General features: G+C 63.8%; 15 protein-coding genes and 1 pseudogene. 8 read left to right on the top strand and 8 right to left on the bottom strand.

Annotated features, from left to right (window positions below):
* Window positions 1-16: 16 nt before the first annotated feature.
* Together IVA92_RS15735 and IVA92_RS15730 are read right to left on the bottom strand one after the other, a co-directional pair.
* Window positions 17-1,531, bottom strand: a complete 1,515-nt coding sequence (locus IVA92_RS15735; protein ID WP_247276282.1) for an amidase — start codon at window positions 1,529-1,531, stop codon at window positions 17-19.
* Between the two features lie 167 nt (window positions 1,532-1,698).
* Window positions 1,699-2,883: a substrate-binding domain-containing protein gene (locus tag IVA92_RS15730; RefSeq protein WP_247276281.1), complete on the bottom strand. Its 1,185-nt coding sequence runs from the start codon at window positions 2,881-2,883 to the stop codon at window positions 1,699-1,701.
* Window positions 2,884-3,062: 179 nt separating this feature from the next.
* Between IVA92_RS15730 and IVA92_RS15725 the strand changes: the two genes are divergently transcribed.
* A complete protein-coding gene (locus IVA92_RS15725; RefSeq protein ID WP_247276280.1) occupies window positions 3,063-3,506 on the top strand; it encodes a MarR family transcriptional regulator in 444 nt (147 codons plus the stop codon).
* A 389-nt stretch (window positions 3,507-3,895) separates the two neighbouring features.
* On the opposite strand, the gene secA is transcribed toward IVA92_RS15725, so the two are convergent.
* Entirely contained in the window at window positions 3,896-6,736 is a 2,841-nt protein-coding gene (gene secA, locus IVA92_RS15720; RefSeq protein WP_247276279.1) for a preprotein translocase subunit SecA, read from the bottom strand.
* Window positions 6,737-7,089: 353 nt separating this feature from the next.
* Between secA and IVA92_RS15715 the strand changes: the two genes are divergently transcribed.
* Both IVA92_RS15715 and argJ read left to right on the top strand, forming a co-directional pair.
* Window positions 7,090-8,001 carry a peptidylprolyl isomerase gene (locus IVA92_RS15715; RefSeq protein WP_247276278.1) on the top strand — a complete coding sequence of 304 codons (912 nt, stop codon included), beginning with the start codon at window positions 7,090-7,092 and terminating at the stop codon, window positions 7,999-8,001.
* Window positions 8,002-8,104: 103 nt separating this feature from the next.
* Window positions 8,105-9,346 carry a bifunctional glutamate N-acetyltransferase/amino-acid acetyltransferase ArgJ gene (argJ, locus tag IVA92_RS15710; RefSeq protein WP_247276439.1) on the top strand — a complete coding sequence of 414 codons (1,242 nt, stop codon included), beginning with the start codon at window positions 8,105-8,107 and terminating at the stop codon, window positions 9,344-9,346.
* 171 nt (window positions 9,347-9,517) lie between these two features.
* Here argJ and IVA92_RS15705 read toward each other — a convergent pair whose 3' ends face one another.
* Complete coding sequence (locus IVA92_RS15705; protein WP_247276277.1) at window positions 9,518-10,843, bottom strand: TadE/TadG family type IV pilus assembly protein; 1,326 nt, start codon at window positions 10,841-10,843, stop codon at window positions 9,518-9,520.
* Window positions 10,844-10,980: 137 nt separating this feature from the next.
* Between IVA92_RS15705 and mutT the strand changes: the two genes are divergently transcribed.
* On the top strand, window positions 10,981-11,391 hold the full coding sequence (gene mutT / locus IVA92_RS15700; protein ID WP_247276276.1) for an 8-oxo-dGTP diphosphatase MutT: 411 nt from the start codon (window positions 10,981-10,983) through the stop codon (window positions 11,389-11,391).
* 120 nt (window positions 11,392-11,511) lie between these two features.
* Here the strand turns inward: mutT and IVA92_RS15695 are convergent, their stop codons facing one another.
* Window positions 11,512-12,381, bottom strand: coding sequence for a methyltransferase domain-containing protein (locus IVA92_RS15695; protein WP_247276438.1), 870 nt, complete (start codon window positions 12,379-12,381; stop codon window positions 11,512-11,514).
* Window positions 12,382-12,572: 191 nt separating this feature from the next.
* Here IVA92_RS15695 and IVA92_RS15690 point away from each other — a divergent pair.
* The 4 genes and pseudogenes from IVA92_RS15690 to IVA92_RS15675 all read left to right on the top strand — a co-directional run bounded on the left by IVA92_RS15690 (window position 12,573) and on the right by IVA92_RS15675 (window position 15,052).
* A pseudogene (locus IVA92_RS15690) lies at window positions 12,573-13,381 on the top strand (ComF family protein).
* A 35-nt stretch (window positions 13,382-13,416) separates the two neighbouring features.
* Complete coding sequence (grxC, locus tag IVA92_RS15685) at window positions 13,417-13,692, top strand: glutaredoxin 3 (RefSeq protein ID WP_247276437.1); 276 nt, start codon at window positions 13,417-13,419, stop codon at window positions 13,690-13,692.
* Window positions 13,689-14,567, top strand: a complete 879-nt coding sequence (locus IVA92_RS15680; protein ID WP_247276275.1) for a carbon-nitrogen hydrolase family protein — start codon at window positions 13,689-13,691, stop codon at window positions 14,565-14,567. Before grxC ends, IVA92_RS15680 begins: the two co-directional genes overlap by 4 nt.
* Window positions 14,564-15,052 (top strand): DUF1178 family protein, encoded by a 489-nt coding sequence (locus IVA92_RS15675; RefSeq protein WP_247276274.1) that lies wholly within the window; start codon window positions 14,564-14,566, stop codon window positions 15,050-15,052. Before IVA92_RS15680 ends, IVA92_RS15675 begins: the two co-directional genes overlap by 4 nt.
* Here IVA92_RS15675 and IVA92_RS15670 read toward each other — a convergent pair.
* The 3 genes from IVA92_RS15670 to IVA92_RS15660 all read right to left on the bottom strand — a co-directional run bounded on the left by IVA92_RS15670 (window position 15,049) and on the right by IVA92_RS15660 (window position 17,466).
* Complete coding sequence (locus tag IVA92_RS15670) at window positions 15,049-15,948, bottom strand: EamA family transporter (protein WP_247276273.1); 900 nt, start codon at window positions 15,946-15,948, stop codon at window positions 15,049-15,051. The genes IVA92_RS15675 and IVA92_RS15670 overlap by 4 nt on opposite strands.
* Before the next feature lie 268 nt (window positions 15,949-16,216).
* Entirely contained in the window at window positions 16,217-16,984 is a 768-nt protein-coding gene (gene ubiG, locus IVA92_RS15665) for a bifunctional 2-polyprenyl-6-hydroxyphenol methylase/3-demethylubiquinol 3-O-methyltransferase UbiG (protein ID WP_247276272.1), read from the bottom strand.
* Between the two features lie 14 nt (window positions 16,985-16,998).
* Window positions 16,999-17,466: a PH domain-containing protein gene (locus IVA92_RS15660; protein WP_247276271.1), complete on the bottom strand. Its 468-nt coding sequence runs from the start codon at window positions 17,464-17,466 to the stop codon at window positions 16,999-17,001.
* Between the last annotated feature and the right edge of the window lie 122 nt (window positions 17,467-17,588).

Below are 17,588 nucleotides of genomic sequence, written 5' to 3'. Positions count from 1 at the left end.
TGCATCGAAGCCTCGCTCACATTTTTTTCCAGTCGCCGATCTGCTCGAAGGCATGGGCGGCGCGGTAGATCGTGGATTCCTCGAACATGCGGCCGACCAGCATCAGGCCGACGGGCAGGCCGTCGACCATGCCGCAGGGCAGCGACATCGCGGGATGATGGGTGATGTCGAAGGGCGCGGTGTTGGAGATCATCTCGAGCGCGCGGGCTACGTATTCCTCGCGGCTGGCATTGGGCTCCGGCAGCTTGGTCGCCTTCATCGGCGTGGTTGGCATCAACAGCAGATCGTAGTCGCTGAAGGCCTTGTCATAGGCCGCGGTGAGCCGGCGGGAGATGTTGAGCGCCTTGCCGTAGAAGCGTGGGCCGAAATTGTTGTTGATGTAGGTGCCGAGCATCATGAACAACTTCGTGGTCTCGGACAGCGAGTCGGCCTGCCGGCGCCAGCCGCGGTGAAAATCCATCAGGGAGGTCGAATAGAGATCGCCGCGGCTGAGGCCGTAGCCGTCGCCGAACATCATGGTCTGGGTCAGGCCTTCGGTGCCGATCGGGGTCCAGATCGCGCCGCCCAGGAGGTGCATCGGGATCGATACCGTCTCGACGCTGGCTCCAAGATCCTTGAAGCGTTTTGCCGCCTCGCGCACGCTTTCATTGACCGCCGCCTCTGCGGCCGGCTGCTCAAAGCCTTCCTTGACGATGCCGATCTTCATCCCTTTGACGCCCTGGCCGAGCGCCTTGGTGTATTCCTCGACCTTCGGCGCCTTGATGCGCGGATCGTAGCCGTCGTCGCCGGCGAGCACTTCGAGCAGCAGCGCGTTGTCGGCGACCGTCGCAGTCATCGGCCCGGTATGATCGATGTAGATCTCGATCGGCATGATCCCGGTATAGGGCACGAGGCCCCAGGTCGGCTTCATGCCGTAGATGCCGCAGAACGAGGACGGCATGCGGATCGAGCCGCCCTGATCGCCGCCGATCGCCATGTCGACCTCGCCGAGCGCAACCACGACGCCAGAGCCTGACGACGAGCCGCCGGCCGAGTAGCCCATCTTGTGCGGATTATGCACTGGCCCGTACGAGCCGGTGTGGCTGCCGCCAGACAGGCAGAAGTGCTCGCAATGCACCTTGCCCTTGATCTCGGCGCCGGTATCCAGCATGCGCGTGACGATCGTGGCGTCGAAATCGGGCACATAGCCTTCCAGCGTGGACGACCCGTTGGTCATGGGAACGCCGGCCAGCATGATGTTGTCCTTCAGCGCGACGGTCTTGCCCTTGAGCTTGCCGCTGGCGGCGCCCTTTACGGTCGACTTGCGATACCAGGCATTGCGCGGGTTCTCTTCGGCCGAGGGCCGGTAGCCCGGCGTGCGCGGGTATTTCACCTCCGGCACCTCGTCCGGCATCGCGGCGACGAGATTGTAGGCTTCGATCGAGCCCTGCATCAGGCCGCGGAACGAGGCGACGTCGTCGTCGGTCAGCGAAAGGCCGCACTGCTCGGCGACGCTGCGAAGTTGGGCTGGCGTGGGAAGAACAACTGTCACGGCGCTCTCCTCAAAGGCTTCTTGATCCCTGGCGTGGACGGAAGCCGCCTGGTCCCGCGCCTGCACAGCGCGGGACCAAATCGGCATCGCGTCGATATTACAGACAGAAATATTTTCCTTTTCAAGTATTATTTCGAAAATCCGCCAGCACCCTCGACAATCTCGTTTTAGACCGGCTTGATCAGCTTGAAATCGAGACCGTCAGCCTCGGCGAGATACATCTGCATCCGGGCGTGACCGTTGCGAACGGTGACCGGCCCGCGCGCGCCGCCATAAACGATGTTGCGCCCCGCCGCGAGCATCGGAGCCATGGACAACGAACCTGCCTTGTTCGCGACGGCTTCGAGGAAACGCAGGCCTTCGTAACTGGACTGGCCGAGCGAGCCGATCGGCGGAGCGTTTGGTCCGAACATCGCGCGATAGCGGATCTGGAAGTCGTCGTTGCTCCGCGAGCCGATGCCCGGGAAATAGCCGGAGGCGCAGAACATGTTCTCGCTGTTGTCGGCGCCGATGCCGAGCAGGACCGTCTCGTCCATCGCGCCGGCCAGCCGCAGCGTCGTCGCGGCAAGCCCGCATTCGCCGAAGGCACGGTTGAAGGTGATGCTGTCGGTGCCGATCAGCGAGATCAGCACGACATCCGGCCTCGCGGCGCGGATGCGCGCCAGATGAGGCTGGTGATTATCCTCGCCGAGGGGAACGAACTCCTCGCCGACGACAAGGCCGCCGGTTTCGTTGATGTAATTCTTCACGGCGCGATGCGACTGCCAGGGCCAGACATAGTCGCTGCCGATCAGGTACCAGCGCGACGCGTTCTTGACCTCGGCGAGCCAGTGGATCGAGGGCCGGCTCTGCCAGCGCGGCGTCTCACCGATCGCCATCACGCCCGGCGTGCACTCACCGCCTTCATAGACCGGCGTATAGATGTAGGGGATGCGATGACGCGTGGTGACGTCGCGCAAGCCGACACGGACCGCGCTGGTGTGCAGCCCGACGATGAGGTCGACCTCGTCGAACGCGATCGCCTGCTCGGCGCGGTTCAGCACCTCGTCGAGCGGTCCGCCAGCGTCGTAAATGGAAAGCTCGATTTCGCGCCCGAGGATGCCGCCGCGCTTGTTGATCTCGGCAACCGCGAGCTTGGCGCTGTTGGTCGCACAGGGGCCCCAGACTCCAGGCGAGCCGGTGCAGCAGATGAAGCCGCCGATCCGCAGCTTGTTCGCGCGGCGCCGCTTGAAGAAGGCGTGATCCCTGGGCGACAAGACACCATCAGCCGCCGATGACGACAGATTCCTGAACAGCAAGGACGGCGGCAACGCCGGGCCGCCGTGAGCCGGGAAGTTCACCGTCGCGCGCACGCCAACTCCTGTCTGGGACCAGACTTGAAAGCACATTGAGCAGGCGGCCGCGGCTTCCGCCCTTTTGTTGGGCAATGATCCTATTTTGAAAATATTGAATATTCAACAATTGAAGTGCATATAGATGCGGCATTGATTGCAAGACATTCACTCATTTGGGTCAAGACGAAGTCTTAGCCGTGGCAAAATCCTCGAAAGAAAACTCACCGATCACCGATCACCTCGCCTATCTGCTCGCGCAAGCCAACCGGGAGATCAACCGCCAGCTCGAGCTGCGGTTGAGCAAGGAGGGCGTGCCGGTCGAGCAATGGCGCATCCTGAAAGTGCTGTCGGATGGCAACGGCCATTCGATGGGCGAACTCGCCGATGCCGTGCTGCTCAACCATCCGACATTGACCAAGATGATCGACCGCATGGTCTCGGACACGTTGGTCTACCGCGTGCAGGATCCGAACGACCGCCGCAAGGTGCTGATGTTCATCTCCGACCGCGGCAAGGTGCTGAGCAAGAAGCTCAACTCGCTTGCGGTGGACCAGGAGGAGCACATCCTGGAGAGCTACGGCGACAAATCGACGAGTGAGCTCAAGCGGCTGCTGGAGAGCTTGATCGACAGCTCGAATTGAGGGCTGATTAAGTTCGGCTTCTTAAAGCACGTCGTCCTTGACAAGCGAAGTTCTTGGCAACGCGCAGCGTTGTCCGGGGCGGAGGGCCGATCCAGGGCCCATTACCACCGCATTTACTTGGCGAAGACTGGCGGTTGCCTGCGTCGCGCCGCGACTTCCCCTGGGTAATTGGCTTCGCCAGGACGACGGTGGGGTGAGAGCTGGGCGCGTCACGCTCAACTGTCATCGCCCGCCTTGTGCGCACTTGCGCACTGCAACAGGCGATCCAGTATTCCGGAGACGGTCGCGATTGAGCCGAGAAGCCGCGGCGTAATGGATCGCCCGATCAGTCGGGCGACGACAGTCGAGAATGAGGCGCCGGTGTTGCGCCCCACTAATACATTCAAGCCTTACGCGTACCTGCCGTGGCAGTGCTTGTACTTCTTGCCCGAGCCGCACGGGCAGTCCTCGTTGCGGCCGATCTTGCCCCAGCTTGCCGGATTCTTGGGATCGCGAAGGGCGGCATCAGTGGCCTGCGCTCCCAGCGAGACGCTGGCGATCGCCATTTCGTCTTCGCCGGTGTTCGGGTCGAACTTGTGCGCCTCCATCGGCGGCAGCAGCGGGGCTTCCTGCTCCGGCGGGACGATCTCGACGCGCATCAGCTGCGCGGTGACGGCCTCGCGCAAATGTGCGCTCATCTCCTGGAAGAGATTGAAGGCCTCAGTCTTGTACTCCTGCAAGGGATCGCGCTGGCCGTAACCGCGCAGACCGATGACCTGGCGCAGATGGTCGAGCATGATCAGGTGCTCGCGCCAGAGATGGTCGAGCGTCTGCAACAGAATGGTCTTTTCGACGTAACGCATCACGTCGGGCCCCCATTGCGCGACCTTGGCCGCCATGTGCTCGTCGGCTTTGGTCTCAATGCGGGTCAGCAACTCCTCGTCGGCGATTCCCTCTTCCTTGGCCCATTCGTCGACCGGCAGGTCGAGATCGAGCACGCGCTTCAGCTCGTCCTTCAGGCCCGCCACGTCCCACTGCTCGGCATAGGCATGCTCGGGCACGTGCTTGGCGACGAGATCGTCGATGAAAGCGTGGCGCATGTCGGTGACGGTTTCGACAACGCTCTCGTCCTTCATCAGCTCGACGCGCTGATCGAAGATCACCTTGCGCTGGTCATTCTGGACGTTGTCGAACTTGAGCAGGTTCTTGCGGATGTCGAAGTTGCGCGCCTCGACCTTCTGCTGCGCCTTCTCCAACGCCTTGTTGATCCAGGGATGGATGATGGCCTCGCCCTCTTGCAAGCCGAGACGCTGGAGCATGCTGTCGAGACGGTCCGAGCCGAAGATGCGCATCAGATCGTCTTCGAGCGACAGGAAGAATTTCGAGCGGCCGGGGTCACCCTGACGACCGGAACGGCCGCGGAGCTGGTTGTCAATGCGGCGGGATTCGTGCCGCTCCGAGCCGATGATATAAAGGCCGCCCGGCTTCTTCACGGTCTTGGCCGGCTTGCTCCCCTTCGCCGGCTCGATCTCGATGGTCTCCTCGGCCTTCAGCACGAGATCGCGGAAGTGCGCGATGTCGGCCTTGATCTGATCGATCTTCTTGGCTTTCTCGGCCTCGTCCTCGATGCCTGCGGTCTCCTGCTGGATGCGCATCTCGAGCGAGCCGCCGAGCTTGATGTCGGTGCCGCGGCCGGCCATGTTGGTCGCGATGGTGATCGCACCGGGCACACCCGCTTCGGCGACGATATAGGCTTCCTGCTCGTGGAAGCGCGCGTTCAGCACCGCGAACAGCTTTGCCGGCTTGCCGGCGCGGGCCGCAGCATAGAGCTTGTCGAGCGCGTTCTCCTTGCCGAAATCGATCTGCTTGTAGCCGTTCTTCTTGAGGAATTCGGCGAGCACTTCCGACTTTTCGATCGAGGCGGTGCCGACGAGCACCGGCTGGAGCCGCGAATTGGCACGCTCGATCTCGGCGAGGATCGCGCCGTATTTTTCCTGCTGGGTGCGGTAGACCTCGTCGTCCTCGTCGAGGCGCGCGACCGGCAGGTTGGTCGGGATCTCCACGACCTCGAGCTTGTAGATGTCGAACAATTCGTCCGCTTCGGTCGCGGCCGTGCCGGTCATGCCCGCGAGCTTCTCGTACATGCGGAAATAGTTCTGGAAGGTGATCGAGGCCAGCGTCTGGTTCTCAGGCTGGACCTGGACGTGCTCCTTGGCCTCCAACGCCTGATGCAGGCCTTCCGAATAGCGGCGGCCCGGCATCATGCGGCCGGTGAACTCGTCGATGATGACGACCTCGTTGTCGCGGACGATGTAGTCCTTGTCGCGCGTGAACAGCGTATGGGCGCGCAGCGCCTGGTTGATGTGGTGCACGACCGAGACGTTCTCGACGTCGTAGAGCGACTCGCCCTTGAGCTGGCCGGCGTCGCGCAGCAAGGTCTCGATCTTCTCCATGCCGGCTTCGGTGAGCGTCACTGTGCGCTGCTTCTCGTCGACGTCGTAATCGGTCTTGTCGAGCTTGGGCAGGAACGAATCGATGGTGTTGTAGAAGTCGGAGCGGTCGTCGAGCGGGCCGGAGATGATCAGCGGCGTGCGCGCTTCGTCGATCAGGATGGAGTCGACCTCGTCGACGATGGCGAAGAAGTGCGGCCGCTGGACCATGTCCTCGAGCCGGTACTTCATGTTGTCGCGCAGATAATCGAAGCCATATTCGTTGTTGGTGCCATAGGTGATGTCGCAGGCATAGGCCGCCTTGCGTTCGGCATCGTCGAGGCCGTGCACGATCACGCCGGTGGTCATGCCGAGGAAGCCGTAGATCTGACCCATCCAGCCGGAGTCGCGGCGGGCGAGATAATCGTTGACGGTGACGACGTGGACGCCCTTGCCGGCGAGCGCGTTGAGGTAGACCGCGAGCGTCGCCACCAGCGTCTTGCCTTCGCCGGTCTTCATCTCGGCGATGTCGCCCTCGTGCAGCACCATGCCGCCGATTAGCTGGACGTCGAAATGGCGCTGGCCGAGCGTACGCTTGGCCGCCTCGCGTACTGTGGCGAAGGCGGGCACCAGGAGGTCGTCGAGCGTCTTGCCCTCGGCGAGCTGCTTCTTGAACTCGGCGGTGCGGGCCTTGAGCGCTTCGTCAGAAAGTTTCGAGACTTCGGGCTCCAGCGCGTTGATCGCGTTGACGCGGGACTGATATCCCTTCACCCGCCGGTCGTTGGCGGAGCCGAAAAACTTGCGGGCGAGCGCGCCGATCATGCCTAGTTCCTGTGTTCGCGATTTAACCGCGTTGCAGCCAAGAAGTTGTCACCCGCCTGCCTATCAACTCACCGTGACGCCGATGGCGCCTTCAGCCCGGACTGCGGGGTGGTCCGCCATATGGGTGGGAATTGAGCAAGTCTGGGTTCAACGGCCAAAAACGCAGCAAAATAAACGCTATCGCCATGGACGCGACCGGCCAGAGATATGGCCGGCCCCTAGCCTTGTCAACGGCGGCCGCATTGCGGCTAATTCATCATTTTGACAGACTTTTCGCGTTGCCAAGCCCCCCTGAATTGGGCGAGTGTCCGCCCCGCTCGAGCAGCCCCCCTGCTTCAACATAAGGATTTTCCATGACCACCTCGTTCCCGGTAACCACCGGCCAGCGTTTCCGCCATGCGTCCGCCCTGGCCGGCTGCCTCGCTTTGGCGCTGTCCCTGGCGTGCGCCGGGCCGCTCCGCGCCGCCGACGATCCGGTGCTGGCGAAGGTCAATGGCGCGGAAATCAAGAAGAGCGACGTCGCCATGGCCGAGGAAGAACTCGGACCCAGCCTGGCCCAGATGGACCCGGCGACCAAGGACGAGAACGTCCTGTCCTTCCTGATCGACATGAAGATCGTCAGCAAGGCTGCCGAAGACAAGAAGGTCGCCGACAGCGAGGAGTTCAAGAAGCGCCTGGCATTCGCCCGCAACCGCCTCCTGATGGACAGCCTGCTCGCGGGCGAGGGCAAGGCCGCCACCACCCCCGACGCCATGAAGAAGGTCTATGACGAGGCCTCCAAGCAGATCACCGGTGAGCAGGAGGTGCGCGCCCGCCACATCCTGGTCGAAACCGAGGACGAGGCCAAGGCGGTGAAGGCCGAGCTCGACAAGGGCGCTGATTTCGCCGAGCTTGCCAAGAAGAAATCCAAGGACCCGGGCTCTGCCGACGGCGGCGACCTCGGCTTCTTCACCAAGGAGCAGATGGTGCCGGAATTCTCGGCCGTCGCCTTCGCGCTCGAGCCGGGCAAGATCTCCGACCCCGTGAAGTCGCAGTTCGGCTGGCACATCATCAAGGTCGAGGAAAAGCGCAACCGCAAGGCGCCGGACTTCGAGCAGGTGAAAACCCAGATCGAGAACTACGTCACCCGCAAGGCCCAGGCCGATTACGTCGCCAAGCTGCGTGCCGAGGCCAAGGTCGAGCGGCTGGACCAGCCGGCAGCGGACGCCGCCAAGTCGGACGCCAAGCCGTCTGACAGCAAGATGGCGCCGCCGGCGAAGAAGTAAGAATTTGCTGTCACTTCGCTGACGCCAAGAGTATCTAAGCATCGCAATGGCCGGGCATCGCCCGGCCATCTGCATGTCAGACCCCACCAAGGCGCCCCCCGCGATGTCTTCGACCGTCTCCCCGCTCGCCCCAAAAACCGTTCCCGACATGCCCGTGATCGCAGGCGTCCGTCTTGCGACCGCCGAGGCCGGCATCCGCTACAAGAACCGCACCGACGTGCTGCTGGCGGTGATGGACAAGGGCACGGCCGTGGCCGGAGTCTTCACCAGGTCGAAATGCCCCTCCGCGCCGGTCGAATGGTGCCGCGCCAAATTGAAGGGCGGCAAGGCTCGCGCTCTGGTCGTCAACTCCGGCAACGCCAATGCCTTCACCGGCAAAACCGGCCGCGCCTCCACCGCGCTGACCGCGAAGATCGCGGCGAAGGCCGTTGGGTGTAGCGAGAGCGAGATTTTTCTCGCCTCGACCGGCGTGATCGGCGAGCCACTGGACGCGACCAAGTTCGATGGCGTGCTCGGCCGCCTCGCCGAGACCGCCGAGCCGGACGATTATCTCGCCGCGGCCAAGGCGATCATGACCACCGACACCTTCCCGAAGGTCGCGACCGCGACCGTCAAGCTCGGCAAGGCCAAGGTCACCATCAACGGCATGGCCAAGGGCGCCGGCATGATCGCTCCCGACATGGCGACCATGCTGTCCTTCATCTTCACGGACGCGCCGATCGCGCCCGCCGCGCTGCAAGCCCTGCTCAAGAGCGGCGTCGAGGACACCTTCAATGCAGTGACGATCGACGGCGACACCTCGACCTCGGACACGCTGCTCGCCTTCGCGACCGGCGCCGCCGCGAAACATGGTGCGCCGAAGATCGACCGGGCCAGCGATCCCAGGCTGAAGGCCTTCGTCAAGGCATTCAACCAGGTGCTCGCCAATCTGTCCGAGCAGGTGGCCCGCGACGGCGAAGGCGCACGCAAGCTGGTCGAGATCACCGTCGAGGGCGCCAAGACCAAGGCCTCGGCGCGCAAGATCGCGATGTCGATCGCCAACTCACCGCTGGTCAAGACCGCGATCGCCGGCGAGGACGCCAACTGGGGCCGCGTGGTGATGGCGGTCGGCAAGGCCGGCGAGCCGGCCGATCGCGACAAGCTCTCGATCTCCTTCAACGGCATTCGCGTCGCCAAGAGCGGCGCGCGCGATCCGTCCTATGACGAAGCGCAGGTCTCGGAGGCGATGAAGGCACCGGAGATCGCGATCAAGGTCTCGCTCGGCCTTGGCAAGGGCCGCGACCGCGTCATGACCTGCGACCTCACCAAGGAATATGTCGCGATCAACGGCGACTACAGGTCCTGAATCTTCCGTCATTGAGGTGCGAGGCGCGCAGCGCGCAGCGATGCACGCCTTCCCTCGACGGATGAACGGCCGCGCTACCGCCGCACGGGGAGAACTGGGCCGCCGTTCCCCTGCGAGGGCCGCTGAAGAAGCGGCCGTCTCACGATGACGGCGATGGAGGTCTGCTTCATCTCACCCGGAGATCCGCGCGTCGGCGACCGCCTTCTTGAACAACGCATTCATCGCTTCGGAGATGCCTTGCGTCGGGCTGACCTCGAAATACAGGCCCGGCGAGGCGCAGCTCTGCATGTTCTGCGCGATCTCGCTGTTCGGCGACGGCCCATAGGGGCCAGCATTAAATGGATTGATCCATTTCATGTACCAGCTGTTGGTGGGCAGCGCGAGATACATCGTGTACAAGACCGCAACCTTGACCCCGCGATCCCTCATGGCCTTGCACAGCAACGGGTCGAGCGGCGACTGGCATCGTGTGCTGCCTGAGAGCGGCTTCAGGCAGGCGGTGTTGCTCTCGTCAGCGACCCCGTCGGATACGAAGAACAGATATTTGAGCGGGCTGGATGACGTGCCGGGGCCGGGTGAACTGATCTCCTTGTCGATCGCAGGAAATATCGCGGTGAATGCCGTGTCCTGATCGCCGTTCTCGTTCTGACCGTTCACCGACATCAAGTCGATCTTGCCGGCCGCCGACTTCGCGCTGGAGAGCGACGCCGACAGCGAGAACAGATTGCGCAGACCGAGCGTGCTTGCGGAGCCGCCGAAATCATAGATCGCCATCCTGAACTGGTTTGAATAGGTTTCGGTTGCGCTCGCCGTGTCCATCAGCGACTGCGTGGCACTCCGAAGCACGTCGATCCGGGTGGTCACGCCGAGCTTCCTGGCAAGGTCGTAATAATTGTTCTTGTCCTTGAGATCGTGGCAGGCGAACGCGCACTTGTCCGACGTGTTGTTGACCATCGTCTGCACGTCGCCGGGCGTCGCGCCGACGCCCATCGAAGGCGAGTTGTCGAGTAGCAGGTAGAAGTCGATATAGAGCGGCATGCTGGCCGTCGCGGTCGACGTGCCGCTCACGGTCAGCGCGGTCTTGCCGATCACGCCGAGAAACATGGTGTTCAGCTCGGCGCTGAATGAGACCGTGGACTTGACGGTCGAGCCGCTCTTGACCACCGTCGGCGTGATGTTCTTGAGCGTGTAGCCGGTCAGGTTGGCGCGGTTGGCATCAAAAATGTTCTGGGCATCGGTAACGCCGACGGAAATCGGGCCGTCCGAGGTCATCGTGCCCGCGGCGGCAAAGGCCGGCGAGGACTTGGCCACCGAGCCGACGCTGGCCGCATCGGCCGCGCCCTGAAGCTTGGAGCGGATCTGCGTCGCACGAGAGTAGTCGACCGCACAGCCGACCACCGTGATCAGCGGCACGCAGCAGAGTGCGAAGATCACCGCGATATTGCCGCGCCGGTCGTGGACGAATCGGCGGATGATGATGCCAATGGCAGCGCGCATGGAGCGGGACCCGGAATGGTTTCAGCGTTTCCACTCTAGGAACCGTCGATTAAATATGACTTATGGAGGCCGGAGAACGCGGCCCCACGCGGGGTTAACGAACCGTTGCGAGCGATCCTTCAGCAAACGACATGGGCATGGCCGATCTCAAACTCACACTGGTGGTGGCCTGCGCGCTGGTCGACGCCGACAAGCGCGTCCTGATCGCGCAACGCCCCGAGGGTAAGGCGCTGGCCGGCCTTTGGGAATTCCCGGGCGGCAAGCTCGAGCCCGGCGAGCGGCCCGAGCAGAGCCTGATTCGCGAGCTCCACGAGGAGCTCGGCATCACGGTCGCCGAGCCGTGCCTGGCCCCACTGACCTTTGCGAGCTACGGCTACGAGACCTTTCACCTGTTGATGCCGCTCTACATCTGCCGCCGCTGGGAGGGGCAGGTTACGGCGCGCGAAGGCCAGGCTCTGGCCTGGGTCCGCGCCAACAAACTGCGCGATTACCCGATGCCGCCCGCCGACATCCCGTTGATCCCGCATTTGATCGACTTGCTGATGTGAGCTCGGGGAGCCATCACGCTCTCAGCCTCATGCCTAGCTGTCTCAGGCATCCACGATCTTCGTGCCGAGCTGAATGACGTTGATGGCCGTGTCGAGCACGGCCATGACGGGAGAGACAGCCTATATTTCTCTCGCCTTCTTCACCGCCTCGGCGAGGCTCGCCTTGGCCGAGCCGGGCTTGAGCGGCTGCTGCTGGCTCGCATGCGGGGCCCAGCCGGAGAGCCAGATGATATCGAACGTCGCACGGACGCGGCCGTCGGCATCGGCGAAGCGTTCGGCATAGATCTCGGCCATCCGCAGCAGCGTCGTGCGACGGCTCGGCACGCGCCGACGCTCGATCAGCACATTGGCCGCACCCATGCGGCGAAGATCCTGCATCAAAGCAAACGCATTGCCATAGCGTGCCACCACACGGTCGACGTCGGTGACCGGCAGCGCAAAGCCCGCGCGCTGTAACAGCGCGCCGATGTCGCGCAAGTCCGCGAACGGCGCGACGCGCGGCGACACGCCGCCTTCGCATTCGGCTTCGGCGGCCGCAAACGCCTGACGCAGCTCGGTCAGGCTGTCGCCGCCGATCATGGCGGCGAGCAGCAACCCGTCCGGCCTCAGGGCGCGACGAATTTGCGCGAGCACACCCGGCAGGTCGTTGACGAATTGCAGCGCCAGCGCCGAGATGATGAGGTCGCGGCTCTCCGGTTCGAAGAGCAGCTTCTCCTCGCCGGCCGCACCCGACGCAATCCGCTCGGTCGAACGTAGGCACGACCGCAACGTCGTGAGACCCTCGCCGGGTGTCCATAGATCCACCGCCGCATGAAATTCCCGCGTCACCGCGGCCAACCGGTCGGACATATCCTCGGCCACGCGATCGAGCAGGAAGGTGACCGGGCCTTGCGCAAGTGCGCGTTGCTGCCGTGCATGCAGCAAGGCGCGGTCGAACAAAGCGGGCGGGGTTTGCGGAATTTGGGCCATGCCGCTGGTTACGCCGATCATGCTGGCTATTGCAATCGGTCTCGTGTCCCGAACGCGGTGCGGCACGAATTGGCGCTCCGCAGAGCCGGGACCCACGCTGCTGCGCATGCGGCTCTTCTGGGCCCCGGCTCGGCAGCGCACTGCAAGAGCGCTGCGTCCGCGGCACGAGAGGGTGGCTTGAGCAGATGATCGTGGAACGCTAGCCTTCCCTAATGGAAGCCAAAACCGCTCCCTCCCGATCCATCGCCGCACCACTGCGTGCCGCGTGGACGACTGGCTGTCAGGTGCTGTCGCGCGCGGCACGGCTCGCCCTCGACATCGCACTGCCGACGCAGTGCGTGTCCTGCCACGAGCCGGTCGACGGCGAGGGCGTTTGCGCTTCCTGCTGGGCGCGACTGTCGTTCATTGAACGGCCCTATTGCCCGCGGCTCGGTATTCCCTTTGTGTATGACCCCGGTCCCGACATGCTGTCGATGGAGGCGATCGCGAACCCACCGGCTTACATGCGGGCACGCGCGGCGGTGCGCTATGACGATGTTGCGCGCACGCTGGTCCATGCGCTGAAATACCAGGACCGCACTGATTTGGCGCCCGCCATGGGCCGCTGGATGACGCGCGCCGGCGCAGAGCTGCTCTCTGGCGCCGACATGCTGATTCCCGTCCCCCTGCATTGGCGGCGGGCCTGGCGGCGCCGCTACAACCAGTCCGGCGCGCTGGCGCGCATCATCGCGCGTCGGAGCGGGGTCGAGGTCCGGGGCGAAGTGTTGCGGCGGGTGCGCGCCACCGAGCAGCAGATCGGCCTGTCGCGGGCCCAGCGCGCCACCAATGTGCAGGGCGCGTTCCAGGTATCCCCCGACCCCAAGCCGAGATTCAGGGCCGTCGCATCGTCCTGGTCGACGATGTCCTGACATCGGGTGCCTCGCTGGATGCCTGCGCGCGGGCCCTGCTGCGCGCCAAGGCCGCCCAGGTCGACGTGCTGGTCTTTGCCCGGGTTGTCGAAAGCGGCCCCCGTCCCATATAATTCAATGAATTCATGACATGAAAGCGCTGGACGCCATGACTGCTGCTGTCGAGATCTACACCCGGCCAGGCTGCGGCTATTGTTCCGCGGCAAGGTCGCTGTTGACCCGCAAAAAGGCGATCTTCACGGAATTCGATGTCGCCAAGAACCCGTCCTGGCGCCAGGACATGTACGACCGCGCCGGCGAAGGCTCGACGTTCCCGCAGATATGGATCGGTGGAACCCATGTCGGCGGTTGCGACGAGCTCTACGCGCTCGATCGTGAAGGCAAGCTCGACCGCATGCTCGACAGCGTCAAGGCCGTCTCATGAGCGAGGATCGGACCTTCACCGCCGCCATGGTGCAGATGCGCACCGGCCTCTTGCCCGAACCGAGCCTCGCGCAGGCTACCAAGCTGATCCGGGAGGCTGCGGCAAACGGCGCCGACTACGTGCAGACGCCCGAAGTCAGCAACATGATGCAGCTGAACCGTAAGGCATTGTTCGAGCATCTTCAGAGCGAAGAGGACGACGCCTCTCTGAAGGCGTATCGGGCGCTCGCAGCGGAACTCGGGATCCACATCCATGTCGGCTCGCTGGCGCTGCGTTTCTCGCCGGAGAAAGCGGTCAACCGCTCCTTTCTGATCGGGCCCGAGGGCAACGTGCTCGCGAGCTACGACAAGATCCACATGTTCGACATCGAGCTGCCGGACGGCGAGAGCTATCGCGAATCCGCCAATTACCAGCCGGGCGAGACGGCGGTAATTTCCGACCTCCCCTGGGGCCGCGTCGGTCTGACGATCTGCTACGATGTCCGTTTCCCTGCGCTCTACCGCGCGCTGGCCGAGAGCGGCGCATCCTTCATCACTGTGCCCTCGGCCTTCACCCGCAAGACCGGGGAAGCGCATTGGCACGTGCTGCTGCGTTCGCGCGCGATCGAGACCGGCTGCTTCATCTTCGCCGCGGCGCAAGCCGGCCTACACGAGAACAAGCGCGAGACCTACGGCCACTCCCTTATCATCGACCCCTGGGGCGAGATCCTCGCCGAGGGTGGCGTCGAGCCCGGCGTCATCATGGCCAAGATCGACCCGGCCAAGGTCGAGACGGCGCGCCGGGCGATCCCCTCGCTCCAGCACGGCCGCCGCTTCGGCGTCTCCGATGCCAAGGCCGGGCCGGACCATCTGCATCTCGTGCGGGGATCGGCATGATCCGCTACGCACTGCACTGCGACCGGAACCATGCCTTCGAAAGCTGGTTTCAAAGCTCGTCGGCCTATGATTCCCAGGTGAAGCGCAAGCTCGTGACTTGTCCGATCTGCGGCTCGGCCAGGGTCGACAAGGCGATCATGGCCCCGCGCATCGTCGGCAAGAAGGGCCGCGGGCGCGCTACGCCGCCGCCGGAGCCCACGGCGTCCACTACGCCTGCACCCGAGGCTGCGCCGTCAGGACCGACCTCGCTGCTGATGGCGCAGGAGCGCGAGCTGCGCGCCAAGCTGAAGGAATTGCGCGACCACATCGTCAAGAACGCCGACAATGTCGGCGAGCGCTTTGCCAACGAAGCCCGCGCCATGCACTACGGCGACAAGGAGCATCGTCCGATCTATGGCGAGGCCTCGCCCGACGAAGCCAAGTCACTGATCGACGAAGGCATCGAGGTGTCGCCGTTACCGGTGCTGCCGGAAGATCGGAATTAAGTCCCTACCAGAACAGCGACCCCGATCACGATCAACGCGATGCCTGCAAGCTCGCGCGGCGCGATCGGCTGCTTGAACGAGTAATACGCCACGCCTTGCGCGAACAGCACCTCGATCAAAGCGAGCGTGCGGACATTGGCGGCCGCGGTCAGCGCGAACGCCAGGAACCAGAATTGCGATGCGAAGGCACCCGTGAAGCCTGCAAGCATCGATGGCCGCCATAGTCCCAGGATGCCCCGCAATACCTTCGGCGCGCGCCAGAGCAGATAGATCGTCAGCACCAGCGTCTGCACGAACAGGCCGAGCACTAGCGTGAAGGACGACGCCGTCACGAACGACACGTTCGGCACCGTGATGATCGCGCCGCGAAAGCCGACTGCGGAGAGTGCGAAGGCCGCCGCGGCGACGAGGCCGGTGATGGTCGGCTTCAATTCGGCAAAGCTCTTCTCGCCGCCTGGCCGGAGCGCGGTGATGACGACCCCGGCGGTCGCGATCACGATCGCGAGCACCTTCAGCGAGGTCAGGTGATCGCCGAGGAAGACGAAGCCGAAGATCGCGGTCTGGATCGCTTCGGTCTTGAGGTAGGCCGTCGTCACCACGAAGGAGCGGTCATTCATGGCGAGCAGCATCAGCCCGGTGGCGACGATCTGGCTGAGTGCGCCGAGCAAGAGCCACGGCCAGAACGCGATCGGCGGCATGCTGAGATGATCGCCAGAGAGGACCAGCACCGCCGCGAGAAACAGCAGCGAGAACGGGAAGCCGAACAGGAAGCGGATGTTGGTCGCGCCCCAGGTCCCCAGCGGCTTCGTCAGCGACCGCTGCATCGCATTGCGCGCGACCTGCCCGAGCGCGGCAACGACGGTAAAGGGAATCCAGAGGCTGGCGATCGTGAACATGGGATGGGTTGGCGGGCTATATGACGGCTCGTGCAAACTGCCGGCGACGCGACAACAGGTCAATCATGCCTGCGTCATAGGAGCGATGCTCTCGCCACACCCTCAGGTCATCCTGGACAAGCGTAGCACAGATCCAGGACCCATGACCCAGGGAGTGGCTTTCCGAAGACTCGTAGTTGCCACCTCGCGCCACAACTTCTCCCTGGGATAATGGGTCCTTGGCGGCCTACGCCAGGACGACACCAAATGAGTGGGATGCAGCGCGGCCTTACACCATCCCTTCCGCCACGACCATGTAGTTCACGTCCAAGTCGGAGGAGAGGGTCCATTTGTCGGCAAAGGGGCTGTAGACCACGCCGGTCTGCTCGGTGATGACGAGGCGGTTGTCGAGCAGGTATTTTGCGAGCTCGTCGGGGGTGACGAACTTGCTCCACTCGTGGGTACCGCGCGGCAGCCAGCGCAGGACGTATTCGGCGCCGACGATCGCGAGCGCAAAGCTCTTCCAGTTCCGGTTCAGCGTCGAGACCACCATCAGGCCGTTCGGCTTCAGCATCGATGCGCAGCGCTTCAGGAAAACGCCGACGTCGGTGACGTGCTCGACCACCTCCATCGCCAGCACGATGTCGAAGCGCTCGCGCGGATCAATCTCCTCCACGGTGGTGCAGCGGTAGTCGATCGCGAGATGGCTTTTGTCGGCATGCAGCTTCGCGGCGGCGATGTTGCTCGCCGAAGGGTCGATGCCGATGACCTGCGCCCCCAGGCGCGACAGCGGCTCGCAGAGCAGGCCAGCGCCGCAGCCGATGTCGAGCACGCGCAGGCCGCCGAGGCAATTGAGACTGCGCACATTGCGCTCGAACTTGCGGCAAGCGGCATCGCGGATGTAGCCGAGCCGCAGCGGATTGATCCGGTGCAGCGGCGCCATCTTGCCCTTGGGATCCCACCACTCCGCCGAGAGTTTTGAGAATTTCGCGATCTCGGCGGCGTCGACGGTCGAACCCGGCAGGGTGGCTGCGGAAGTATTTTGCTGCATGCTCATGGTTACGCGCGGTCCTACCGCGTGGTGATCGAACTACGGAAGGCGAGCGGCGAGGCGATGGTCTTGATCGTCTCGATTCCCTCGCCGACGCCGCGAATCGTCACGTCGCCATAGTTGAGAATCCGTCCAAGAATCGTCTGGTCGACGTCGACGCTCTCGACCTTGTCCAGCGCCATCTCGAAGGTACGGCGCTTGATGAACCCGGTCTTGTGCACGACCCGGAGATTGGTGACGTCGGTCTCGGTGGTGAAGCGATGGAACCAACCCTTGATGGTCCAATACAAGGCCGCCAGGCCGACGAGACCCGCGGCTCCCAGGCAAAGCAAGACGAGCCAGTCAACCGTGACCTGCCGCGACAGGATCAGCAGCGCCAGCGCCACGATCCAGGCCACGATGGCCGGAAAATAGAAGATCCAATGCGCATTGGTCGAATACAGCACCCGCTCGCCCGGTTGCAGGATCTCGTCGATATAACGCGCCATGATCTGTGTTAACCCACTAGCCCCGCACCTGCCCCCCGCAGGAACCCGCTTGCCCCCGGCCCCGCCGCTCTGTATACGCGCGGTCGGTATCCGCGAGGCACCCGTCCGGTGCGGTCACCATA

This window comes from Bradyrhizobium sp. 154, from assembly GCF_023073875.1.
Taxonomy (GTDB): domain Bacteria; phylum Pseudomonadota; class Alphaproteobacteria; order Rhizobiales; family Xanthobacteraceae; genus Bradyrhizobium.
Note: the sequence above shows the minus strand (reverse complement) of the source record. Positions and strands in the feature narration are given on the sequence as shown.